Source organism: Streptomyces sp. NPDC001880 (assembly GCF_053594575.1).
The window spans coordinates 55,768-78,469 of the sequence record NZ_JBSFET010000013.1; the positions used below are offsets into that span (position 1 = coordinate 55,768).

A 22,702-nucleotide genomic window follows, 5' to 3' on the forward strand; every position below is an offset into this window, starting at 1 on the left:
GAAACGAGCGGTGCCGGGCGGCCCAGTGGCCCGGTCAGACGGCATCCTGGGCGCCATGCCCGCACACCGGAATCCGACGGAACGCGCCGAACTCGCACAGGCCCTGCGCACCGCGGTCCGCGGGGAGGCCGACTTCGAAGCCACCGCACGGGCGTTGACGACAATGGACGCCTCCAACTACCGCCGCGTACCGCTCGGCGTCGTCTTCCCGCGCGACGCCGACGATGTGGCCGCCGCCCTCGCGGTCTGCCGCGCGCACGGGGTCCCCGTGGTGCCGCGCGGCGGCGGCACCTCCATCGCGGGACAGGCCACCGGCACCGGCGTCGTGCTCGATCTCACCCGCCATCTGCGCGGGATCGTCGAGCTGGACCCAGGCTCCCGCACCGCCGTCGTCCAGCCGGGCGTGGTCCTGGACGAGCTGCGCGCCGCCGCCGCCCCGCACGGCCTCACCTTCGGCCCCGACCCGTCCACGCACAGCCGCTGCACGCTGGGCGGCATGATCGGCAACAACTCCTGCGGTGCGCACTCGGTCGCCTGGGGCACCACGGCCGACAACGTGCGTGCCCTGAACGTGACCCGTTGCGGCGGTGACACCCTGCGGCTGGGCCGGGGAACGGTCCCCGAGTCCCTGACCGGCCTTCCCGAACTGATCCGTACCAACCTCGCCCTGCTGCGCACCGGATTCCCCGGACTTCCGCGCCGCATCTCCGGATACGCGCTGGACGCCCTCCTGCCCGAGCGCGGGACCGACCTCGCCCGCGCCTTCTGCGGCAGCGAGGGGACGCTCGGCGTGGTGACGGAGGCGACCGTGCGGCTGGTCGAGGCACCGGCCGCCCGCGCCCTCGCCGTACTCGGCTACACCGACGAGGCCGCGGCCGCCGAAGCCGCCCCCGGCCTGCTCCCGCACCAACCGCTCACCGTCGAGGGCATGGCCGCCGATCTCGTACGTGAACCGGCCGGGCTGCCACGCGGCGGTGCCTGGCTCTTCGTCGAGACGGGCGGCGCCACCCCGGCCGAGGCGCGGGCGCACGCCGAGCGCGTCCTGCGGAAGGCCGACGCGCTGGACGGCACCGTCGTCACCGACCCGGCCGGGCAGCGGGCCCTGTGGCGCATCCGGGAGGACGCGGCGGGCACCGCGACCCGGATGCCGGACGGCACGGAGGCCTGGCCCGGCTGGGAGGACTGCGCCGTGCCGCCCGCCCGCCTCGGCCCGTACCTCCGTGACTTCCGCGCCCTGCTCGCCGGACACGGGCTGCGCGGCACTCCGTACGGGCACTTCGGCGACGGCTGCATCCACGTCCGGATCGACTTCGACCTGCTGAGCACAAAGGGCGTGGCCCGCTTCCGCCGCTTCTCCGAGGACCTCGCGGACCTGGTCGTCGCGCACGGCGGATCCTTGAGCGGCGAACACGGAGACGGCCAGGCCCGTGCCGAACTGCTCCCGCGCATGTACGGGGACGAGCTGGTCGCCCTCTTCTCCCGCTTCAAGGACATCTGGGACCCGGACGGCGGCATGAACCCCGGCATCCTCACCCGCCCCGCCCGGCTCGACGAGAACCTCCGCTTCGGAGTGCTGCCGAAACGCCCGGTGGATGTCGCGCTCGGCTACCCGCACGACGGCGGCGACTTCTCGGCGGCGGTACGCCGCTGCGTGGGCGTCGCCGCATGCCGTACGGCACAGCAGGAAGGCGCGGGCGTGATGTGTCCGTCGTTCCGGGCGACCGGCGAGGAGGCCCACTCCACCCGCGGCCGGGCCCGGCTGCTGCACGAGATGCTCGCGGGGGAGGTGATCACGGACGGCTGGCGGTCGCCGGAGGTACGCGAGGCGCTCGACCTCTGCCTGTCCTGCAAGGGCTGCCGCAGCGACTGCCCGGTGGGCGTCGACATGGCCACGTACAAGGCCGAGTTCCTGCACCACCACTACCGGCGGCGGCTGCGCCCGGCCGCTCACTACACGATGGGCCGGCTGCCGACCTGGCTGCGCCTGGCCGCCCCGCTCGCGCCCGCCCTCAATGCCCTGGCCCGGGTGCGCCTCCTCGCCGCCCTCGCCAAGCGGATGGCGGACATCGCGCCTGAGCGCGGGATTCCGGTCCTGGCGCGGGAGACGTTCACCCGGTCGCTGAACCGGCGCCGGGGCAAAGGCACGTTCGTCTTCTCGAACGACGAGGTGGCCATGGTCTGGCCCGACACCTTCACCGAACACCTCTCGCCCGAGGCGGGCCGGGCGGCGGTGCTGGTCCTGGAGGCAGCGGGCCGCCACGCGATCCCCGCCGGGCGCGGGCTGTGCTGTGGCCTGACGTACGTCTCGACGGGCCAGCTGGACAAGGCCCGCAAGGTCATGCGCCGCACCCTGGACCGGCTGGGCGGCACGCTCGGCGCCCCCGTGGTCGTCCTCGAACCGAGCTGCGCCGCGACCCTCCGTACCGACCTTCCCGAACTCCTCCCCGACGACCCGAGGGCCGCCGAACTTGCTGCGTCGGTGCGGACGTTGGCCCAGTACCTGGAGGAGTACGCCCCCGACTGGCAGCCACCCCGCCTGAACCGCCCGGTCGCCGGCCAGACCCACTGCCACCAGCACGCCGTCCTGGGCGACGCGGCGGAACGCCGGCTGCGTGAACGCGCCGGGCTGACCGGCGAGTTGAGCGGCGGCTGCTGCGGCCTGGCCGGAAACTTCGGCTTCGAACGGGGCCACTGGGACGTGTCGGCGGCCTGCGCGGAGGAGAGCCTGCTGCCCTCGGTGCGGGCGTCCGAACCGGGCACGGCCTTCCTGGCGGACGGCTTCTCCTGCCGGACCCAGCTGGACCAGCTGGGCGGCGTACGGGCACGGCACCTGGCGGAGCTGCTGGCGGAGGGGCTGCCGCCGGAACCGGGTGCGCCCTGCGGCTGAGGGGCGGGCGGCGGCGGGCGGCAAGGGTCCGAGCTTCGGGAGCCGGGAGCCGGGAGCCGGGAGCCGAGAGCCGAGAGCCGAGAGCCGGGCTTAGGGCCTCGGGTTTCGGGCCTCGGGTTTTGAGCTTCGGGAGGGCGTGTTCACCCGGCTGCGGCGGCTTCCTCTGTTGGTCGGCGGAACGTGTCGAACGCGCACCCAGGTGTCACGTTCGCCGACAGCCTCCGTGTCACCCCGCCCGTCCGTCGTTCCTCCGCGGCGGAGGGAAGACCGGTCACCCCGCCCCGCCCCGCCCCACGACCTCGCGCGCCAGCGCGACCAGCTTCGGCAGGGCGGGATGCCCCGGAACATCCCGCCGGGCGAGCAGCACCGGAACGCTCGGGGCGTCGACCAGCGGCCGGTAGGCGACCCCGGGGTGCGTATGCATGGCGGCGGTGGACGCGGCGGAGACCCCGACCCCGCGCCCCGCCGCGATGGCGGTCAGCCAGTCGTCGGTGTTGGCGACGGTGAGAATGGCGACGGGCCGCCCGTCCGGCGGCCACAGATCGACGGTGGTGGTGCCCGAGACGGTGTTGAGGACGACGGTCTCGCCCGCCAGATCGGCGAGCCGGAGCGTGGTACGGCCCGCGAGTACCCCGTCCGCAGCCACCGCCGCCACCCGGTCCTCGTCGTAGAGCACCTCGGTGACGAGGCCGGGCGCCTCGACGGGCCCCCGCAGCAGCGCGGCGTCGACCTCGCCGCGGGTCAGCCCGGCGGTGCGGTCGTCGATCCGCAATAGTTCGAGCGGGGTCTGCGGATACAGCTCCTGCCAGCGGCGCAGCAGCGGCGTGGTGTACGGGCCGAACGCCGACCAGGCGTGTCCGAGCCGAAGCGGCCAGTGGTGCAGCCCGCCCGGGGCGAGCGCCTCGTCGAAGGCGGCGACCGCGGCGGCGGCCTTGTCCCGGAAGGCGACGCCTTCAGGGGTGAGGGCGAGATGGTGGGTGGACCGGTCGACGAGCCGGACGCCGAGATGCTGCTCCAGGGCGGCGAGGGTGCGCGAGACCGCGGGCTGGGTGAGGCGGAGTCGGGCGGCGGCGCGGGTGACGTTGCCCTCGTCGGCCACGGCGAGGAAGGCGCGCAGATGCCGCATTTCGATACCGCGGCCAACGCTTTGTCCGGAACGCCCGATGCTCATGTGCGGGGAGCATAACCGCAGCGCGATCGACATTTCACATGGCACACGGAGGTACCTACCGTAAGAGGACGTACCGCACGGACATAGTGCAGTGCGTTCAATCGAACAGTGCATTGAATTGAACTGTCGTATTCGGGAGGAACACCGCAGGTGAACGACCAGCGCAGTGCAGCAGGGGCCGTTGCCGCCATGGAGCGGGCCGCAGCCGCCGCCGTACCCGAGGCGGTCCCCGCCCTGGGCGACGCGGCGGGCCCCGTGGGCCCCAGGGGCCGGGGCGCGGCGCTCGCCCCGGTCGCGCTGGTGGTCGCGGGCGGCCTCTCCGTCCAGTTCGGTTCCGCCGTCGCGGTCCTGCTGATGCCGAGGGCCGGTGCGCTCGGCGTCGTCACCCTGCGCCTGGCCGTGGCCGCGCTCGTCATGCTGGTCGTCTGCCGTCCGAAGCTGCGCGGTTACCGGCGCGCCGACTGGGGTACCGTCCTCGCCTTCGGGCTGGCCATGGGCGGCATGAACACACTCTTCTACCAGGCGGTCGACCGTATCCCGCTGGGCGTGGCCGTGACTCTGGAGGTGCTGGGCCCGCTCGCCCTCTCGGTGTTCGCGTCCCGCCGCCTGATCAACCTGGTCTGGGCCGGGCTCGCGCTGGGCGGCGTCGTGCTGCTGAGCGGCGGCGGCTTCGACCGACTCGATCCGGTGGGCGCCGCCTATGCCCTGGGCGCGGGCGCGATGTGGGCGGCTTACATCGTCTTCAGCGCCCGCACCGGCCGCCGCTTCCCCCAGGCGGACGGCCTGGCCCTGGCCCTGGTCGTCGCCGCGCTCCTCTCGCTGCCCCTCGGCATCGCGGAGTCGGGCTCGAAGCTGCTGGTCCCGTCCACGCTGGGGCTGGGCGCGGCGGTGGCGCTGCTGAGCTCGGTGCTTCCGTACACCCTCGAACTCATGGCGCTGCGCCGTCTGCCCGCGCCCACCTTCGCGATCCTGATGAGCCTGGAGCCGGCCATAGCGGCCGCGGCCGGCTTCCTCGTCCTCGACCAGGCCCTCACGGCCACCGACGCGCTGGCGATCGCGCTCGTCATCGGGGCGAGCATGGGCGCGGTGCGGAGCCAGGCGCGGCGCGCGAGTCCCCGCGAACGCGCCTGAGGCCCGGGGCGGGCCCTTGCCGACCCGCGGCGCGCGCGGGATCATGACGGCCCGTTCACGGAACACGCCGGGGGAGCCATGGTCATCGCCGCCGCCTACTTCGTCCTCGCCGTCGGCGCGGCCGTGATGTTCGGGAGGAACCTGGACCGGCAGCTCCAGGGCCCCCGGCTCCGGGTCGCCTGGGCCGAGGGGCTCACCGCCGAGGCCCGGTGCATCTCCCTGCGCACCGAAGAGGTCCAGAGCCCCGAGGGCGGCCCCCTCGCGTACACCCACCCCACCCTGGAGTTCCGCACGGACGACGGGCGCACCGTCAGCTTCGAGGAACGCCAGTCGCGCCTCACCCCGGCCCTGGGCGACTTCGTGACCGTCTACTACGGCGCCGCGAACCCGGAGGACGCGACCACCCGGGCCCCGTCCTTCGGAATGCGCCACGCCAAGGCCCTGATCACCGGGGCGGGCAGCTTCTTCGCCCTGGTCACGGCGGTCGTCATCGCCCTCGTACCCTGAGCACGCCCGGAGCCGTCCGGCTGCCGCTCATGCGGGGTTGACGGCGTCGAAGTACAGGCTGTCCGTGGCCCGTTCGAGAAGGAACCGCCCCTTCGCCGGGCCGCCCGGTCTCGCCCGCCCGCCCGCCTCGCCTGGCCGCCCCGCGCCCGGCCTTGCCCGGCCGCCTCGCCTCGCCCGGCCTTGCCCGCCTCGCCTCACCCGGCCGCCCCGCGGCCGCTTCGCCTCACCCGGCCGCCTCGCGGCCGCTTCGCCTCGCCCGGCCGCCTCGCCCCGCCGAACCTGCGTCGCAGCGGGGCGACGTCCGTCCGTACCCGCTCGCGGTCCGGCACGGGGTCGTCGGTGGACGCGTGCAGCGTTCCCCCGACCGCGGCCGCCGCCGCGGTGCCGATGCCCAGCGCCGGCCAGGCACGACGGCTCGGCCCTCTCGAACGCTCCATGTACGTCGCCCCCGCGCGTCGTTCGTCGATGGCGACGAGCGTAACGCCGCGCGGCCCCGGCGCCCCCTGTGAGAGTAAAAGGTCCTGCGGAAAATAATGCAAGCATGCTTGCTTGTTTATTGCTCCGCTGTCATGCTCCTGGGCACACCGCCACGCCCCGAGGGGAGCGCACCGTGTCCGAAGTCGCAGCCGTGATCGACGATCTGCGCGACGAGAGCGATGAACTTGACGTACTGGTACGGGAGTTGACCGCAGAGCAGTGGTCCGCGCCGACGCCTGCCCCGGGCTGGAGCATCGCGCACCAGATCGCCCATCTCACCTGGACCGACGAGGTCGCGCTGCTGGCCGCCACCGATGCCGACGCCTTCGCGGGCGAGGCGGCCAAGGCCCTGGAGGCTCCCGAGTCCTTCGTCGACCGGGGCGCCGAGGAGATCGTTGCCGCCCTGGCCCCTCAGGCGCTGCTCGCGCGGTGGCGCGCCGAGCGGGAGCGGCTGGAGGCGGTGCTGCGGGACGCTCCGGCGGGTACCCGCATCCCCTGGTACGGGCCGCCGATGAGCGTCGCGTCCATGGCGACCGCCCGGATCATGGAGACCTGGGCGCACGGCCAGGACATCGCCGACGCCCTCGGGGTCACCAGGGCCCCCACCGCCCGGCTGCGGCACGTCGCCCGGATCGGGGTGCGGGCCCGCGACTACGCCTATCTGGTACGGGGGATCGCGGCGCCCGAGGAGGAGTTCCGGGTCGAACTCGAAGCCCCGGGCGGTGAGTTGATCGCGTTCGGGCCCGAGGACGCACCGCAGCGCGTCACCGGCCCGCTCGTCGACTTCTGCCTCCTCGTCACCCGGCGCGCCCACCGCGACGACCTCGCCGTCCGGGCGACCGGCCCCGACGCCGACCAGTGGCTCGGCATCGCCCAGGCGTTCGCCGGACCCGCCGGAGCGGGCCGCGCACCCCGGGGCGGCGCCGAGTGACCGGGCAGGACGCACCGCTGCGGATCGGCAACGCCTCCGGGTTCTACGGCGACCGCTTCGACGCCGTGCGCGAGATGCTCACCGGAGGCCCGCTCGACGTCCTCACCGGGGACTACCTCGCCGAGCTGACCATGCTCATCCTCGGCCGTAGCCGCCTCAAGGACCCGGCTCGCGGATACGCCACCACCTTCCTGCGCCAGCTCGAAGAGGGCCTCGGGCTCGCCCACGAGCGGGGGGTGAAGATCGTCACCAATGCAGGAGGGCTCAATCCGGCCGGACTGGCCGACGCGGTAAGGGAGTTGGCACAGAAGGTGGGCGTGCCCGTGCGCGTCGCCCATGTGGAGGGCGACAGCCTCCCCGTGCCCGAGGGGTTCCTCACCGCCAACGCCTACCTCGGCGGCGCCGGGATCGCCGCCTGCCTCGACGCGGGCGCGGACGTCGTCGTCACCGGACGGGTCACCGACGCGGCCCTCGTCACCGGACCCGCCGCCGCCCGGTTCGGCTGGGGACCCGGCGACCACGACGCGCTCGCCGGGGCCGTCGTCGCCGGACACGTCCTGGAGTGCGGCACCCAGGCCACCGGGGGGAACTACGCGTTCTTCCGGGGCCACGACCTGCGCCGGCCCGGCTTCCCCGTCGCCGAGATCCACGCCGACGGCTCGTCCGTCATCACCAAGCACGACGGCACCGGCGGCGTCGTCGACATCGGCACCGTCACCGCCCAGCTGCTGTACGAGACCGGCGGCGCCCGGTACGCCGGACCGGACGTCACCGCCCGGCTCGACACCGTGCGGCTGACCCAGGACGGACCCGACCGGGTACGGATCACCGGGGTGCGCGGCGAGGCCCCGCCGCCCACCCTCAAGGTCGGGCTGAACCGGCTCGGCGGCTGGCGCAACGAGGTCGTCTTCGTGCTCACCGGCCTCGACATCGAGGCCAAGGCGCAGCTGGTGCGGGAACAGTTCGCCGACGCGTTCGCCCGCTCCGGCGCCGAACCCGACGAGGTGCGGTGGGAGCTGTCCCGGACCGACCGGGCCGACGCCGCCACCGAGGAGAGCGCCAGCGCCCTGCTCCGGCTCGTCGTCCGCGACCGGGACCAGGAGACCGTCGGACGCGCCCTCTCCGGCGCCGCGATCGAGCTCGCGCTCGGCAGCTACCCCGGCTTCCACGTCACCGCCCCGCCCGGCAAGGGCGCACCCTACGGGGTGTTCGAGGCGCGGTACGTACCGGCCGGCGAGGTCCCGCACATCGCCGTGCTCCCCGACGGGCGGCGGCAGGACCTGGCGCCTGCCGCGGCCACGCGCCCGCTCCGGGACGCCGGCGAACCGCCGCTGCCCGCACCCCTGCCGGACCCCGGCCCCACCCGGCCCGCCCCGCTCGGCCGGATCGCGGGCGCCCGCAGCGGCGACAAGGGCGGGGACGCCAACGTGGGCGTATGGGCCGTCGACGACGACGCCTGGCGGTGGCTGGCCCACGAGCTGACCGTCGAACGATTCCGGGAACTGCTGCCGGAGACCGCCGACCTCACCGTCGTACGCCATGTCCTGCCGAACCTCCGCGCCCTGAACTTCACCGTCCACGGGCTGCTCGGCGAGGGTGTCGCCGCCCAGCACCGGTTCGACCCGCAGGCCAAGGCGGTGGGGGAGTGGCTGCGCTCCCGGCACCTGCCCATACCCGTATCGCTGCTGGAGACCGTCCACGCACCGGAGGCACACGCATGACCGTCCTGCCCACCGCGCTCGACACCGCGAGCCCCGAATACGCCGCGAACCGCGCGGCCATGCTCGCGAAACTCGACGAGCTGGCCACCGAGCACACCAGGGCGCAGGCCGGCGGCGGGGAGAAGTACGTCGCACGGCACCGCTCGCGCGGCAAGCTCCTGGCCCGCGAGCGGATCGAGCTGCTGATCGACGAGGACACCCCGTTCCTGGAGCTCTCGCCGCTCGCCGCCTGGGGCAGCGACTACACGGTCGGCGCCTCGATCATCACCGGGATCGGGGTGATCGAGGGCGTGGAGTGCCTGATCACCGCCAATGACCCGACCGTACGCGGCGGCGCCTCCAACCCCTGGACCCTGAAGAAGGCCCTGCGGGCCAACGAGATCGCCTTCGCCAACCGACTGCCCTGCGTCAGCCTCGTCGAGTCGGGCGGCGCCGACCTCCCCTCGCAGAAGGAGATCTTCATCCCCGGCGGGGCGCTGTTCCGTGACCTCACCCGGCTCTCCGCGGCCGGCATCCCGACCGTCGCCGTCGTCTTCGGGAACTCGACCGCGGGCGGGGCGTACGTCCCCGGCATGTCCGACCACACCGTCATGATCAAGGAACGGTCCAAGGTCTTCCTCGGCGGACCGCCCCTGGTGAAGATGGCGACCGGCGAGGAGAGCGACGACGAATCGCTCGGCGGCGCCGAGATGCACGCCCGCACCTCCGGGCTCGCCGACCACTTCGCCGTCGACGAGCAGGACGCGCTGCGCCAGGCCCGCCGGATCGTCGCCCGCCTCAACTGGCGCAAGGCGCACGCCGATCCCGGCCCCGCGCAGCCGCCGAAGTACGACCAGGACGAGCTGGCCGGCATCGTGCCCGGCGACCTGAAGGTGCCCTTCGACCCCCGCGAGGTCATCGCCCGGCTCGTCGACGGCTCCGACTTCGACGCGTTCAAACCGCTGTACGGGACCAGCCTGGTGACCGGCTGGGCGCGGCTCCACGGCTACCCCGTCGGCATCCTCGCCAACGCGCAGGGGGTGCTGTTCAGCGAGGAGTCGCAGAAGGCCGCCCAGTTCATCCAGCTCGCCAACCAGCGCGACATTCCGCTGGTCTTCCTGCACAACACCACCGGCTACATGGTCGGCAAGGAGTACGAGCAGGGCGGCATCATCAAGCACGGCGCGATGATGATCAACGCGGTGTCGAACTCGAAGGTCCCGCACCTGTCCGTGCTGATGGGCGCCTCGTACGGGGCCGGGCACTACGGCATGTGCGGCAGGGCGTACGACCCGCGCTTCCTCTTCGCCTGGCCCAGCAGCAAGTCCGCCGTCATGGGCCCGCAGCAGCTCGCCGGGGTGCTGTCCATCGTCGCCCGCGCCTCCGCCGCCGCCAAGGGACAGCCCTACGACGACGAGGCCGACGCCGGACTGCGCGCCATGGTCGAGCAGCAGATCGAGTCCGAGTCGCTGCCGATGTTCCTGTCCGGGCGGCTGTACGACGACGGGGTCATCGACCCGCGCGACACCAGGACCGTTCTCGGGATGTGCCTGTCGGCGATCCACACCGCCCCGGTCGAGGGCGCCCGCGGCGGCTTCGGAGTCTTCCGGATGTGAGGCGGCCCTGCTGCGCCTGAACCGCCGCCGCTCCCGCGGAGGCGGTCGCCCGCCGCGCAGCTTCCCCAGTCGATGGTCGCGGGTCCTAGTGGAAAGAGTTTTCCCTCATGCCAGCCATGATTCGATCGCTCCTGGTGGCCAACCGGGGCGAGATCGCCTGCCGGATCTTCCGCACCTGCCGTGCGCTCGGCATCGCCACCGTCGCGGTGTACTCCGACGCGGACGCCGACGCGCTGCACGTACGGGAGGCCGACACCGCCGTACGGCTGCCGGGCGCCGCCCCGGCCGACACCTATCTCCGCGGTGACCTCGTCGTACGCGCGGCGCTCGCGGCCGGTGCCGACGCCGTCCACCCCGGCTACGGCTTCCTCTCCGAGAACGCCGGATTCGCCCGCGCCGTGCAGGACGCCGGCCTCGTGTGGGTGGGCCCGCCGGTCAAGGCCATCGAGCTGATGGCGTCCAAGACCCGGGCCAAGGAACTGATGGCCGCCGCCGGGGTGCCGCTGCTCGCCCCCGTCGACCCGGAACGGGCCACCGCCGACGACCTGCCGCTGCTGCTCAAGGCGGCGGCGGGCGGCGGCGGGCGCGGGATGCGGGTCGTACGCGAACTCGCCGCCCTGCCCGCCGAGCTGACGGCGGCAGCCGCCGAGGCCGCGGCCGCGTTCGGGGACGGCGAGGTCTTCGCCGAGCCGTACGTGGAACGCGGCCGGCACGTCGAGGTCCAGGTCATGGCCGACGGGCACGGCGGGGTCTGGGCGCTCGGCACCCGCGACTGCTCTCTCCAGCGACGCCACCAGAAGGTCGTCGAGGAAGCCCCCGCACCCGGCCTCGACGACGGACTGCGCACCCGGCTGCACGACGCCGCCACGGCCGCCGCGCACGCCGTCGGCTACCGGGGCGCGGGCACCGTCGAATTCCTGCTCGCCGCCGACGGACGCCCGTACTTCCTGGAGATGAACACCCGCCTCCAGGTCGAGCATCCCGTCACCGAAGCGGTCTTCGGCCTCGATCTCGTCGCCCTCCAGCTCCGTATCGCCGAAGGCGAACCACTGCCCACCACCGCACCCCCCGCACCGCACGGCCACGCCGTCGAGGCCCGCCTCTACGCCGAGGACCCGGCCCGCGACTGGCAGCCGCAGACCGGAGCACTGCACACGCTCCAGGTGCCCGAGGAACCCGGACTGCGCCTGGACACCGGATACACCGGCGGCGACACCATCGGCGTGCACTACGACCCCATGCTCGCCAAGGTCGTCGCCCACGCCCCCACCCGCACCGAAGCCGTACGCCTCCTCGCCCGCGCCCTGGAACGCGCCCGTATCCACGGCCCGGTCACCAACCGCGACCTGCTCGTACGGTCCCTGCGCCACCCCGACTTCCTCGCCGGCCGCCTCGACACCGGCTTCTACGACCGCCACCTGGACGCCCTCACCCCGGCCCCGGACGAAGCCGGGCCGCGCCTCGCCGCCCTGGCCGCCGCGCTCGCCGACGCCGCCGCCCGGCAGCACGGCCCCGGACCGGGCCCCGTCCGCCTCGGCGCCTGGCGCAACATCTCCTCGCAGCCCCGGACCAAGCGCTACCGCGCCGAACCCGACGGCACCGAACACGAGGCCGTATACCGCACCACCCGCACCGGCCCCGTCCCCGAGACCGGAGAACGCGTCGTCGCCGCCGGGCCCGACCGCGTCACCCTCGAAACCGGCGGCATCACCCGCCACTTCGACATCGCCGTCCACGGCGACAAGGCGTACGTGGACACCGCCACCGGCTCGTACACCTTCACCGCCCTGCCCCGCTTCACCGACCCCACCGACCGGACCGAACCCGGCTCGCTGCTCGCCCCCATGCCCGGCACCGTCGTCCGCGTCGCGGACGGGCTCGCCGAAGGGGCGGCGGTCACGGCCGGACAGCCACTGATCTGGCTGGAGGCGATGAAGATGGAACACCGCATCCTCGCCCCCGCCTCCGGCACCCTCACCGCACTCCACGCCGCACCCGGCCTCCAGGTGGAGGTCGGCACCCTGCTCGCCGTCGTGCAAGACGTACAGGAGGAACCGAAGCGATGAGCACCGTCCTCGAAACCGAAGAGCACCAGGCCCTGCGCGCCGCCGTCGCCGCACTCGGAAAGCGCTACGGACGCGACTACATGACCTCCGTCGTCCGCGACGGCGCCCACCCGGGCGAACTGTGGGCCGAAGCCGCCAAGCTCGGCTACCTCGGCGTGAACCTTCCCGAGGAGTACGGCGGTGGAGGCGGAGGGATGGCCGAACTCTCCATCGTCCTGGAGGAGTTGGGGGCTGCAGGCAGTCCCCTCCTGATGATGGTCGTCTCCCCGGCGATCTGCGGCACCGTCATCGCCCGTTTCGGCACCGAGGCACAGAAGCGGCAGTGGCTGCCCGGCCTCGCCGACGGCAGCCTCACCATGGCCTTCGGCATCACCGAACCCGACGCCGGATCCAACTCCCACCGCATCACCACCACCGCCCGCAAGGACGGCGACAACTGGCTGCTCACCGGCCGCAAGGTCTTCGTCTCCGGCGTCGACATCGCGGACGCCACCCTCATCGTCGGCCGCACCGAGGACGCCAGGTCCGGCAAGCTCAAGCCCTGCCTCTTCATCGTCCCGCGCGACACCCCCGGTTTCGGACGCTCGCAGATCGACATGGAACTCCAGGCCCCGGAGAAGCAGTTCGAACTGGTCCTGGACGACGTGCGACTGCCCGCCGACGCCCTGGTGGGCGATGAGGACGCCGGACTCCTCCAGCTCTTCGCCGGGCTCAACCCCGAACGCATCATGACCGCCGCGTTCGGCATCGGCATGGGCCGCTACGCACTCGCCCGTGCCGTCGACTACGCGAAGACCCGGCAGGTGTGGAAGGAACCCATCGGCTCCCACCAGGCCATCGCCCACCCCCTCGCCCAGGCCCACATCGAACTCGAACTGGCCCGGCTGATGATGCAGAAGGCCGCCCGGCTCTACGACGACGGCGACGACATCGGCGCGGGCGAGGCCGCCAATATGGCGAAGTACGCGGCGGGCGAAGCCTGCGTCAGGGCCGTCGACCAGGCCGTGCACACCCTCGGCGGCAACGGTCTCACCCGCGAATACGGCCTCGCGTCCCTGGTCACGGCGGCCCGCGTCGCCCGGATCGCCCCCGTCAGCCGGGAAATGATCCTGAACTACGTCTCCCACCAGTCCCTGGGCCTCCCCAAGTCCTACTGAGCCACGGCAGTCTGTCTCCGACACCGCCGCCCGGACGCCCACACCGCCGCCCCGAAGGGATCCGCCATGGTGCACGTGTTCCACAGCGACTACCCCGCCGTACCGGTACTCGACCTGCCCATCCATGACGCGGTCCTGGGAGAGGCCACCGCCGCGTACGGCGACACCGTGGCCCTGATCGACGGGACGGACGACGGCTCCGCCCTCACCTACCGGCAACTCGACGCCTTCCACCGCAAGATCGCCGCGGCGCTCGCCGAGGCCGGGGTGCGCAAGGGTGACGTCCTGGCCCTGCACAGCCCCAACACCATTGCCTACCCGGCCGTGTTCTTCGGCGCGACCCGGGCCGGCGCCACCGTCACCACCGTCCACCCGCTGGCCACGGCGGAGGAGTTCGCAAAACAGCTCCGCGACTCCTCCGCCCGCTGGATCGTCACCGTCTCCCCGCTCCTGGCGACGGCGCGCGAGGCCGCCGCACTCGTCGGCTCGATCGAGCAGATCTTCGTCTGCGACCGGGCCGAGGGACACACCTCCGTACTCGACATGATCGCCACCACCGCCCCCGAACCCCGCGTCACCGTCGACCCCGGCGAGGACGTCGCCGCCCTGCCCTACTCCTCCGGAACCACCGGAACCCCCAAGGGCGTCATGCTCACCCACCGCTCCATGGGCACCAACCTGGAGCAGCTCCGCCCCCTCGTACCCATGGGCCCCGGCGCCCGCATCCTGGCCGTACTCCCCTTTTTCCATATATACGGGCTCACAGCCCTGATGAACGCCCCGCTGCGGATGGGCGCCACCGTCGTCGTACTGCCGCGCTTCGACCTGGACCAGTTCCTCTCCGCGATCGAGAAGCACCGGATCACCGGCCTGTACGTGGCCCCGCCGATCGTCCTCGCCCTCGCGAAGCACCCCTCGGTCGAGCGGTACGACCTGTCCTCGCTGGAGTACGTCGTCAGCGCCGCCGCCCCGCTCGACGCCGCGCTCGCCGCCGCCTGCTCCCAGCGCCTGGGACTGCCGCCCGTGCGCCAGGCGTACGGCATGACGGAACTCTCGCCCGCCACCCATGTCGTCCCGCTCGCCGCCGAGAACCCGCCCCCGGGCGCGGTCGGCAGGCTCCTGCCGAGCACCGAGATGCGGATCGCCCCGCTCGGCGGCGACGCCCCCGAGGACGCCCCGGCCGGCACCGACGGCGAGATCCTGATCCGCGGCCCGCAGGTGATGAAGGGCTACCTGGGCCTCCCCGAGGCCACCGCCGACATGATCGACGCCGACGGCTGGGTGCACACCGGCGACATAGGACACGTCGACGCCGACGGCTGGCTGTACGTCGTCGACCGGGTCAAGGAACTCATCAAGTACAAGGGCTACCAGGTCGCCCCCGCCGAACTCGAAGCGCTGCTGCTCGGCCACGAGGCGATCGCGGACGCCGCCGTCATCGGCGTGTACGGCACCGACGGCAACGAGGTCCCCAAGGCCTACGTCGTCCGCCGGCCGTCCGCACCGGACCTCACGCCGCACGACGTCATGGCGTACGTCGCCGAGCGCGTCGCCCCGTACAAGAAGATCCGGCAGGCCGAATTCATCGACGCGATCCCGCGCGCCACCTCCGGCAAGATCCTCCGCCGCGAACTGCGCGACCGGGAGAAGATCCGCAGGACCACGAACGGCCAAGGAGACCACCGACCATGACGGCGCTCGCCGACCCCACCCACGACCGGGGCATCACCACGCTCACCCTCGACTCGCCCGCCAACCGCAACGCGCTCTCCGCGGCCCTGGTAAGCGAGCTCACCGCCGCCCTGGACGCCTGCGCGGCCGACGACACCGTACGGGCCGTCGTCCTCACCCATACCGGCAACACCTTCTGCGCCGGCGCCGACCTGACCGCACCGTCCGACCCGGCGGCCTTCGTCGCGCTGATGCGGCGGATCGTCGCCCTGCCCAAGCCCGTCGTCGCCCGGGTCACCGGCCACGTCCGGGCGGGCGGTCTCGGCCTGCTCGCAGCCTGCGACATCTCCGCGGCCGGCCCCGAAGCCTCCTTCGCCCTCACCGAATCCCGGCTCGGCCTCGCCCCCGCCGTCATCTCCCTGCCGCTGCTGCCCCGCACCGACCCGCGCGCCGCCGCCCGCTACTACCTCACCGGAGAACGCTTCGACGCCACCGAAGCCGCCCGCATCGGCCTGATCACGCTCGCCGTCGGGTCCACCGAGGACATCGACCAGGCACTCGCACCCGTCCTGGACGGACTGCGCAAGGCGTCCGCCCAGGGGCTGGCGGCATCGAAGGAGCTGGTCACAGCTACTGTGCTGAGCAACTTCGACCAGCACGCCGAAGACCTCATCGCCCGCTCGGCGGCCCTCTTCGCCTCCGCCGAGGCCCGGGAAGGAATGACGGCCTTCCTCGAACGACGGGACCCCGCATGGGTGTTGTGACGCCCCCCACCGACCGGACCCCCAAGCAGGACCGCAGCCGCGCCACCCGCCGCAGGCTCCTCGAAGCCGCCGTCGCCTGCCTCGCCGAACACGGCTGGGCGGGCTCCACGGTCTCCGTCGTCGCCGAACGCGCGGGCGTCTCGCGCGGCGCCGCCCAGCACCACTTCCCCACCCGCGAGGACCTGTTCACCGCGGCCGTCGAATACGTCGCCGAGGAACGCTCCGCCGCCCTGCGCGCCCTGCCCGTCCAGGCCCGCACGGACGTGATCGCCGCCCTCGTCGACCTCTACACCGGCCCGCTCTTCCGCGCCGCGCTCCAGCTCTGGGTGGCCGCCTCCAACGAGGCACAACTCCGCCCCCGCGTCACCGAACTCGAAGCCCGCGTCGGCCGCGAGACCCACCGCATCGCCGTCGAACTCCTCGCCGCCGACGAGACGAAACCCGGAGTACGCGAAACCGTCCAGGGCCTCCTCGACATGGCCCGCGGCCTGGGCCTGGCCAACGTCCTCACCGACGACACGGCCCGGCGCCGCAGGGTCGTGGCGCAGTGGGCTGCGCTGGTGGAGGACGCGCTGGGGTGAGGGGCCCCTCCGAGGGCAGGCGCGTGGTCGACACGGGTGTCTGCACCGGCTGGGGCGTTCCCGGCGTGAGGCGGTTCGCCCACCACTCGTTGTCCCGGGCGGTACGGGACCAGAAGGTGCGGAACACCCACCGCACCCCGTCGCCGACGCCGATCGTGCAGCGGACGCGCCGCAGGTGCCCGGCCGTCCGGGATCGACCGGTGGAGCTGGGAGTACGGCTACTACGCGTGCGGGCACCTCGGGTTCACGTTCTGGGGCCGGGCGGAGCTCACGTCCGACTTCACCCGGGAGATCGGCCGCAAGCTGGGCGGCCACCGCACCGTGCTCCTCGCCGGGAAGCTGTAGAGCGTGGGCCGCGGGCCGGGCATGCCGTCAGGGACGGGATGCCCAGCCCGCGGACACGGGAACGGCTGATCAGCTGGTCCAGAGGACCGGGCTGTCGCTGTACGCGTCACCCTCCTCGAACGAGGCAACCGCGATGGGATCGGTCTTCGTGGCGCTGAGCGAGCAGGTCTCGTACGACGCGCCCTTGGTGGTGAAGTCGCGGGGTGCCGTCTCGCTGTCGCACTTGCCCGGGAGATCGCCGATCAGAATGACGCCCGTGGGGCCTCCGCCTTCCAGCTTGCCGCGCAGTCTCAGCGACGCGTACGACAGGTCGGTGCCGCCGACGTTCTCCACCTTCATCCGGATGTAGTAGGGCGTCATGCCCTTCGCCTTGTCACCGAAGGAGGCCATGTCGGCCTCGGCGCCCTTCTCGATCGCCGTGACGGTCACGGCGACGGTGCCCTTCTTGTCGGTCCCGTACTTGAACGGCAGGACCGCTCGGTCACCTATCTTGAACTTCGTGCCCGGTGCGGCGACGTCACCACCGGCCGGAGCGGCAGCGTCGTCGCCGGGGTCCGCGGACGGGCTCTTGCTGCCCGGGTCGGACGACGCCGGGGCGGAGGCCGGCGGCGAGTCCTGCACCGATGCCGCGTCCTCGCCGTCGTTGCAGGCCGTGAGCCCGAGCGCCAGGGTGGTGAGGGCAACTGCGGAGACGATACGTCCCTTGTGTGTCATTTTGGCCTAACTGGCAGTGAGGGCTGCCCATACGGCAGCCGGAACGTTCAACTGGGCGAAGCGCCCGGCCATGTGACCGGACGCGCCGACGCGGCACGACGACGGCGGTGCGTCAACGAGGCGCGCCGCGAAGCCATCTCAGACTGGGGCGGGAATGACACAGACTCGCCACAGGCACGGCACAGGCATGGCACAGGGCGCGCGCGAGGGGTGCGGCACAGGTGCGTGACGGGCGCGGCATGGCTCGGAGGGCGTCTCCCGTCCGTCCGGACCCGGGCCTCAGTTCGCCAGATCCGCGAGCTGGTCGTACCCCTCGATCTCCCGGGGGTCGCGCGTGCCCGGACCCACGTACCGCGCCGAGGGACGCACCAGCCGCCCCGTCCGCTTCTGCTCCAGGATGTGCGCCGACCAGCCCGCCGTACGGGCGCAGGTGAACATCGAGGTGAACATGTGCGCCGGAACTTCCGCGAAGTCCAGCATGATCGCGGCCCAGAACTCCACGTTCGTCGCCAGCACCCGGTCCGGGCGCCGCGCGTGCAGTTCCTCCAGCGCGGCCTTCTCCAGCGCCTGCGCCACCTCGAAGCGCGGCGCGCCCAACTCCTTGGCCGTGCGCCGCAGCACCCGCGCCCGCGGGTCCTCGGCCCGGTAGACCCGGTGCCCGAAGCCCATCAGCCGCTCGCCCTTGTCCAGGGCCTTCTTCACGTAAGCGGTGGCGTCACCGGTCCGCTCGATCTCCTCGATCATGCCGAGCACCCGGGACGGCGCACCACCGTGCAGCGGCCCCGACATCGCACCCACCGCACCCGACAGCGCCGCCGCCACGTCGGCGCCGGTCGACGCGATGACGCGGGCGGTGAACGTCGAGGCGTTCATGCCGTGCTCGGCGGCCGACGTCCAGTACGCGTCGACGGCCTTCACATGCTTGGGGTCCGGCTCGCCCCGCCAGCGGATCATGAACCGCTCGACCACCGACTGCGCCTTGTCGATCTCGCTCTGCGGGACCATCGGCAGCCCCTGCCCGCGCGCCGACTGGGCGACGTACGAGAGCGCCATCACGGCGGCCCGCGCCAGATCGTTGCGCGCGGTCTCCTCGTCGATGTCGAGCAGCGGCTTCAGACCCCACACCGGGGCGAGCATCGCCAGCGCGGACTGCACATCGACCCGGATGTCCCCGGAGTGCACCGGGATCGGGAACGGCTCGGCCGGCGGCAGACCGGGATTGAACGCCCCGTCGACCAGCAGGCCCCAGACGTTGCCGAACGACACATGGCCGACGAGATCCTCGATGTCGACACCCCGGTAACGGAGCGCACCGCCTTCCTTGTCCGGTTCGGCGATCTCCGTCTCGAACGCGACGACTCCCTCTAGTCCCGGTACGAAGTCGGACATGGCGGCTCCCTCGGTCGACGGCTCTGCGGCGGCCACAGTGGCCCGCCCCAAGATATTGGCGGCTTCCCCCGACGCGGGGAAGCGTGACATCCGGCACAGCGCCCCGGAACGGCACCGCCCCGAACCACTGCCACCCCGCTCCCTACCCCTCCTTGCCGGGCCGACTCGACCGCTGCGGCAGGATGACCCCGTGCCCACCGCAGACTCCCCCTCCGATTCCACCACCGATCCGGCCGCGATGCGCGAGCAGTACCGCTCCGAGGGCTTCACCGAGGACACGCTGGCCGCCGACCCGATTCAGCAGTTCGCCCACTGGTTCCGGCAGGTCGCCGTCGGCGGGGTGCTCCACGAGCCCAACGCCATGGTGGTCTCCACCGCCACCCCCGAGGGCCGGCCGTCCTCACGCACCGTGCTGCTGAAGAAGTACGACGCGCGCGGCTTCGTCTTCTTCACCAACTACGAGTCCCGCAAGGGCCGCGAGCTGGCCGCCAACCCGTACGTCTCGCTGCTCTTCCCCTGGCACCCGATGGCCCGCCAGGTCATCGTCACCGGCCGGGCCGACCGCGTGGGCCGCGAGGAGACGGTCGCCTACTTCCGCACCCGCCCGCACGGCTCCCAGCTCGGCGCCTGGGCGAGCCCGCAGTCCACGGTGATCGGCTCCCGCGAGGAGCTGCTCGCCCGCTACGAGGAACTGGAGGCCCGCTACCCCGAGGGCGAACAGGTCCCCGCACCCCCGCACTGGGGCGGCTTCCGCGTCGTCCCCGACACGATCGAGTTCTGGCAGGGCCATGCGAACCGGCTGCACGACCGGCTGAGGTATGTACGCGAGGGCGAGCAGTGGCGCGTCGAGCGCCTGTGCCCGTAGGACCGTAGGGGCCTGTCCGGCAGAACTCCTCCGGATATTCCGGCACGAATCCCTTCGGACATGCAGAGACCCGCAGGCTCTGGTCCCTCCTTGCGGAGGAGCCGGCCGGACTTACCGGCGAGCCTGCGGGTCGGTGACTGCTTGGGATTGGCCGACGACCGGCCTGCACTGCAAAGAGCGCGACAACGGGCGTCAGCCCGCAGCCACCTCACGAGTCCGAGAAGAAATCACTTCCGGAACACCTCCTTTCTTCGCTGGCAGCAGCCTAGGAACGTCTCTGGCACCGCACAAGCGAATTAATGCGGAGGTTGATTTCCGGGAAGTCGGTGTGTGCTGGGTCACCTTCGAGTTCAATGGTCTGACGTGCGGAAATGCCGGATGCGTCCTGCGGGGGGTACGGGATGAGTGCGTCCACAAGCAGTGGAACGACCGAGGCGCCCGGGCCCGACGAGGGGCCGAGGGCGGGGCCCGGGGCCGAGTTGCTCGCCGCGTTGCTCGACGGGATGGACGCCGCGCTCTGCGCTTTCGACGCGAACGGCACGATCACCCACTGGAACCGCCAGGCCGAGCGGATTCTGGGCTGGTCCGCCGGGGAGGCCGTGGGGCGGTGCGGGTTCGCCGGGTGGGCGGTGCGGCCGGCGGACGCGGGTGAGGTGCAGGGGCGGCTGATGGCGGCCATGGACGGGGCGGGCCGCCGGGTCCATGAGTTCGCGCTGCTGCGCAAGGACGGCGGGCGGGTGCTGGTGCGGACCCAGTCCGCCGGGGTGCGGGGTGCGGACGGCGGACCGGCCGGGGTGTACTGCGTGTTCAGCGAGGTGCATGCGCAGATCGATCTGGAGCGGTCGATCGCGTTGAGCGAGGCATTGTTCGAGGACGCGTCCTGGGGTGTGGTGCTGGTCGACGCGGATCTGCGGCCGACGGTCGTCAACGCGCATGCGGCCCGAGCGCTGGGCTGCGGCCGTACGAAGCTGCTGGGGCGCCCGCTGGGTGAGCTGATCGTGCAGGGCGTCGAGGATCTGGAGGGCGCGTTGCAGCATGTGCTCGCCGAGGGCGCACTACCGGCGCCCGCCGAGCTGTGGGTGACGCTGCGGACGGCGGAGGGGAAGCGGCGGCGCTGCTGGCGCAGTGGCTTTCTGCAGTTGGCGTCGCCGCTCGCCGAGGAGCCGGCGCCGCTCGGGGTCGGCTGGCTGTTCCAGGACGTGACGGCCGAGAAGCTGGCGGCGCAGGAGGCGGACCGGATGAGGTTCCGGTCGAACCAGCTGCACCGGGCCTCGCGGTCGGCGTCCGAGTGCGAGGACCCGATGGAGGCGGCGATGTCCTATCTGGACTACGCGCTGGCGGGCTTCGCGGACCATGCGCTGGTCGATCTGGTGGCGGGGGAGCGGCTGGTGCGGGTGGCGGCGACCCCGTCCGGTGAGCCGGGCCCGTGCCTGCCGGTGGCGGGCGGTGCCATTCCGCTGCGGTACGCGGCGGGGCACCCGGCGCTCCAGGCGGTGGACCGGACGGGTTCGGTGCGGGCCAGCGCGGGGACCGGGCCCGGGGCCGGGGTGTGGGCGGCGGAGCGGCAGTGGCCGGGCGACTCGGTGCACGCGCTGTGCGCGGTGCTGCGGAGCAGGGGGCGCACGCTGGGTGTGGTGACGTTCCTGCGCTCGGCCCACCGCGCGGCCTTCGAGCGTCCGGATGCGTTGTACGCGGAGAGCGTGGCAGTGCGGGTGGCCGCGGCGGTGGACCTGGCGCAGGTGCTGGCGCCGACGGGGTGACGGTGCGTTCCGCGGCCCGTCACCCGTCACCACTTCACGGCCGGACTTCACGGCCGGACTTCACCGCCGGACTTCACTGCCGGTAGAAGATCCGGTCCCGGTACTCCGTCATCACGCGCCCGTTCCACTCGTGGCCGCCGTCGACGTTCGCCGAGCGCAGCAGCGGCGGCTCCACGCCCCGCTCCACGAGCTGTTCCGCCGCGGCGGCCATCATCGCCTGCATCAGGGCGCTGGTGACCACCGTCGACGCGGGGGCGAACGGCGCCTCGATCCCGTCGAGGGTCAGCTCCGCGTCACCGATGGCGATCTTGCTGTCGAGCACGATGTCGCAGTGGTCCCGCAGAAAGCCGCCCGAGGCGTGCCGGGAGCGGGTGCCGTCCGCGTACGCCACCGATGTCACGCCGATGACCTTGAGGCCGAGTGCCCGCGCGTGCTGCGCCATCTCCACCGGGAGCGCGTTGCGCCCGGAGAGCGAGATGACCACGAGTACGTCGCCGGCACGGGCGGGGCTGGAGTCCAGCACGGCGCCCGCCAGTCCGTCGACCCGCTCCAGCGCGGAGCCGAGGGTCGCGGGCATGACGTCGACGCCGACCGTCCCAGGCACGGCCAGCAGGTTCATCAGGGCGAGGCCGCCCGCCCGGTAGACGACGTCCTGTGCGGCGAGCGAGGAGTGCCCGGCGCCGAAGGCGAAGAGCCGGCCACCCGCCGCGACGGCGTCGGCGATCGCGGCACCGGCGGCCGCGATGTTGCCGGGCTCCTCGTCGCGTACCCGCTCCAGCAGACCGATCGCTGCGTCGAAGAACTGACCGGCCAGCTTGCTGTCGCTCATCGAGGAGGCCCTTCCGGCGGGAGAGGAGAGTGTTCACGGGGTCCGTGCCGCGGATCACGTTGCGGTCTGGACCAGTGACCTGTCAACACCGGCCCTGCGGCTTTGCTGCACGGTGTTCGGTCGGTGCGGCACGGTTGTCAG

18 protein-coding genes are annotated in these 22,702 nt (G+C 72.8%); 13 read left to right on the forward strand and 5 right to left on the reverse strand.

What is annotated here, in order from left to right; all coding sequences use genetic code 11:
* Positions 1-55 precede the first annotated feature (55 nt).
* Complete coding sequence (locus ACWCQ6_RS10940) at positions 56-2,887, forward strand: FAD-binding and (Fe-S)-binding domain-containing protein (protein ID WP_451087668.1); 2,832 nt, start codon at positions 56-58, stop codon at positions 2,885-2,887.
* A 271-nt stretch (positions 2,888-3,158) separates the two neighbouring features.
* On the opposite strand, the gene ACWCQ6_RS10945 is transcribed toward ACWCQ6_RS10940, so the two are convergent.
* Complete coding sequence (locus ACWCQ6_RS10945) at positions 3,159-4,058, reverse strand: LysR family transcriptional regulator (RefSeq protein WP_451087670.1); 900 nt, start codon at positions 4,056-4,058, stop codon at positions 3,159-3,161.
* 150 nt (positions 4,059-4,208) lie between these two features.
* On the opposite strand from ACWCQ6_RS10945, the gene ACWCQ6_RS10950 reads away from it, so the two are divergent.
* Together ACWCQ6_RS10950 and ACWCQ6_RS10955 are read left to right on the forward strand one after the other, a co-directional pair.
* Entirely contained in the window at positions 4,209-5,189 is a 981-nt protein-coding gene (locus tag ACWCQ6_RS10950; RefSeq protein WP_451087672.1) for an EamA family transporter, read from the forward strand.
* 78 nt (positions 5,190-5,267) lie between these two features.
* Entirely contained in the window at positions 5,268-5,696 is a 429-nt protein-coding gene (locus ACWCQ6_RS10955) for a DUF3592 domain-containing protein (protein WP_451087674.1), read from the forward strand.
* Positions 5,697-5,890: 194 nt separating this feature from the next.
* Here ACWCQ6_RS10955 and ACWCQ6_RS10960 read toward each other — a convergent pair whose 3' ends face one another.
* On the reverse strand, positions 5,891-6,133 hold the full coding sequence (locus tag ACWCQ6_RS10960; protein WP_451087676.1) for a hypothetical protein: 243 nt from the start codon (positions 6,131-6,133) through the stop codon (positions 5,891-5,893).
* Positions 6,134-6,306: 173 nt separating this feature from the next.
* On the opposite strand from ACWCQ6_RS10960, the gene ACWCQ6_RS10965 reads away from it, so the two are divergent.
* From ACWCQ6_RS10965 to ACWCQ6_RS11000, 8 genes are all read left to right on the forward strand, one after another.
* A complete protein-coding gene (locus tag ACWCQ6_RS10965) occupies positions 6,307-7,104 on the forward strand; it encodes a TIGR03084 family metal-binding protein (protein WP_451087678.1) in 798 nt (265 codons plus the stop codon).
* On the forward strand, positions 7,101-8,825 hold the full coding sequence (locus ACWCQ6_RS10970) for an acyclic terpene utilization AtuA family protein (protein WP_451087680.1): 1,725 nt from the start codon (positions 7,101-7,103) through the stop codon (positions 8,823-8,825). Before ACWCQ6_RS10965 ends, ACWCQ6_RS10970 begins: the two co-directional genes overlap by 4 nt.
* Positions 8,822-10,420, forward strand: coding sequence for an acyl-CoA carboxylase subunit beta (locus ACWCQ6_RS10975; protein WP_451087682.1), 1,599 nt, complete (start codon positions 8,822-8,824; stop codon positions 10,418-10,420). Before ACWCQ6_RS10970 ends, ACWCQ6_RS10975 begins: the two co-directional genes overlap by 4 nt.
* 116 nt (positions 10,421-10,536) lie before the next feature.
* Positions 10,537-12,486, forward strand: a complete 1,950-nt coding sequence (locus ACWCQ6_RS10980) for an acetyl/propionyl/methylcrotonyl-CoA carboxylase subunit alpha (protein WP_451087814.1) — start codon at positions 10,537-10,539, stop codon at positions 12,484-12,486.
* Positions 12,483-13,643: an acyl-CoA dehydrogenase family protein gene (locus ACWCQ6_RS10985; protein ID WP_451087684.1), complete on the forward strand. Its 1,161-nt coding sequence runs from the start codon at positions 12,483-12,485 to the stop codon at positions 13,641-13,643. Before ACWCQ6_RS10980 ends, ACWCQ6_RS10985 begins: the two co-directional genes overlap by 4 nt.
* Before the next feature lie 66 nt (positions 13,644-13,709).
* On the forward strand, positions 13,710-15,335 hold the full coding sequence (locus ACWCQ6_RS10990) for a 4-coumarate--CoA ligase family protein (RefSeq protein WP_451087686.1): 1,626 nt from the start codon (positions 13,710-13,712) through the stop codon (positions 15,333-15,335).
* Positions 15,332-16,078, forward strand: a complete 747-nt coding sequence (locus tag ACWCQ6_RS10995; RefSeq protein WP_451087688.1) for an enoyl-CoA hydratase family protein — start codon at positions 15,332-15,334, stop codon at positions 16,076-16,078. The genes ACWCQ6_RS10990 and ACWCQ6_RS10995 overlap by 4 nt, the downstream gene beginning before the upstream one ends.
* Positions 16,066-16,659 carry a TetR/AcrR family transcriptional regulator gene (locus ACWCQ6_RS11000; protein WP_451087690.1) on the forward strand — a complete coding sequence of 198 codons (594 nt, stop codon included), beginning with the start codon at positions 16,066-16,068 and terminating at the stop codon, positions 16,657-16,659. The genes ACWCQ6_RS10995 and ACWCQ6_RS11000 overlap by 13 nt, the downstream gene beginning before the upstream one ends.
* A 414-nt stretch (positions 16,660-17,073) precedes the next feature.
* Here ACWCQ6_RS11000 and ACWCQ6_RS11005 read toward each other — a convergent pair whose 3' ends face one another.
* Positions 17,074-17,718 (reverse strand): hypothetical protein, encoded by a 645-nt coding sequence (locus tag ACWCQ6_RS11005; protein ID WP_451087692.1) that lies wholly within the window; start codon positions 17,716-17,718, stop codon positions 17,074-17,076.
* Positions 17,719-17,997: 279 nt separating this feature from the next.
* Positions 17,998-19,107 (reverse strand): citrate synthase 2, encoded by a 1,110-nt coding sequence (locus tag ACWCQ6_RS11010; RefSeq protein WP_451087694.1) that lies wholly within the window; start codon positions 19,105-19,107, stop codon positions 17,998-18,000.
* Positions 19,108-19,345: 238 nt separating this feature from the next.
* Here ACWCQ6_RS11010 and pdxH point away from each other — a divergent pair, with 238 nt between their 5' ends.
* Both pdxH and ACWCQ6_RS11020 read left to right on the forward strand, forming a co-directional pair.
* Positions 19,346-19,972: a pyridoxamine 5'-phosphate oxidase gene (gene pdxH / locus ACWCQ6_RS11015; RefSeq protein WP_451087816.1), complete on the forward strand. Its 627-nt coding sequence runs from the start codon at positions 19,346-19,348 to the stop codon at positions 19,970-19,972.
* A gap of 401 nt (positions 19,973-20,373) precedes the next feature.
* Positions 20,374-21,732, forward strand: coding sequence for a PAS domain-containing protein (locus tag ACWCQ6_RS11020; RefSeq protein ID WP_451087696.1), 1,359 nt, complete (start codon positions 20,374-20,376; stop codon positions 21,730-21,732).
* 73 nt (positions 21,733-21,805) lie between these two features.
* Here ACWCQ6_RS11020 and ACWCQ6_RS11025 read toward each other — a convergent pair whose 3' ends face one another.
* Positions 21,806-22,561: an SIS domain-containing protein gene (locus ACWCQ6_RS11025; RefSeq protein WP_451087698.1), complete on the reverse strand. Its 756-nt coding sequence runs from the start codon at positions 22,559-22,561 to the stop codon at positions 21,806-21,808.
* Positions 22,562-22,702: the final 141 nt, after the last annotated feature.

What these genes read in the sequence shown, in the direction of transcription:
- ACWCQ6_RS10995 (WP_451087688.1), top strand. Translation starts at nt 15,332, where the DNA reads ATGACGGCGCTCGCCGACCCCACCCACGACCGGGGCATCACCACGCTC.
- ACWCQ6_RS10940 (WP_451087668.1), top strand. Translation starts at nt 56, where the DNA reads ATGCCCGCACACCGGAATCCGACGGAACGCGCCGAACTCGCACAGGCC.
- ACWCQ6_RS10980 (WP_451087814.1), top strand. Translation starts at nt 10,537, where the DNA reads ATGATTCGATCGCTCCTGGTGGCCAACCGGGGCGAGATCGCCTGCCGG.
- ACWCQ6_RS11000 (WP_451087690.1), top strand. Translation starts at nt 16,066, where the DNA reads ATGGGTGTTGTGACGCCCCCCACCGACCGGACCCCCAAGCAGGACCGC.
- ACWCQ6_RS10955 (WP_451087674.1), top strand. Translation starts at nt 5,268, where the DNA reads ATGGTCATCGCCGCCGCCTACTTCGTCCTCGCCGTCGGCGCGGCCGTG.
- ACWCQ6_RS10975 (WP_451087682.1), top strand. Translation starts at nt 8,822, where the DNA reads ATGACCGTCCTGCCCACCGCGCTCGACACCGCGAGCCCCGAATACGCC.
- ACWCQ6_RS10960 (WP_451087676.1), bottom strand. Translation starts at nt 6,133, where the DNA reads ATGGAGCGTTCGAGAGGGCCGAGCCGTCGTGCCTGGCCGGCGCTGGGC.
- ACWCQ6_RS11025 (WP_451087698.1), bottom strand. Translation starts at nt 22,561, where the DNA reads ATGAGCGACAGCAAGCTGGCCGGTCAGTTCTTCGACGCAGCGATCGGT.
- pdxH (WP_451087816.1), top strand. Translation starts at nt 19,346, where the DNA reads ATGCGCGAGCAGTACCGCTCCGAGGGCTTCACCGAGGACACGCTGGCC.
- ACWCQ6_RS10990 (WP_451087686.1), top strand. Translation starts at nt 13,710, where the DNA reads ATGGTGCACGTGTTCCACAGCGACTACCCCGCCGTACCGGTACTCGAC.
- ACWCQ6_RS10945 (WP_451087670.1), bottom strand. Translation starts at nt 4,058, where the DNA reads ATGAGCATCGGGCGTTCCGGACAAAGCGTTGGCCGCGGTATCGAAATG.
- ACWCQ6_RS10985 (WP_451087684.1), top strand. Translation starts at nt 12,483, where the DNA reads ATGAGCACCGTCCTCGAAACCGAAGAGCACCAGGCCCTGCGCGCCGCC.
- ACWCQ6_RS11020 (WP_451087696.1), top strand. Translation starts at nt 20,374, where the DNA reads ATGAGTGCGTCCACAAGCAGTGGAACGACCGAGGCGCCCGGGCCCGAC.
- ACWCQ6_RS11010 (WP_451087694.1), bottom strand. Translation starts at nt 19,107, where the DNA reads ATGTCCGACTTCGTACCGGGACTAGAGGGAGTCGTCGCGTTCGAGACG.
- ACWCQ6_RS11005 (WP_451087692.1), bottom strand. Translation starts at nt 17,718, where the DNA reads ATGACACACAAGGGACGTATCGTCTCCGCAGTTGCCCTCACCACCCTG.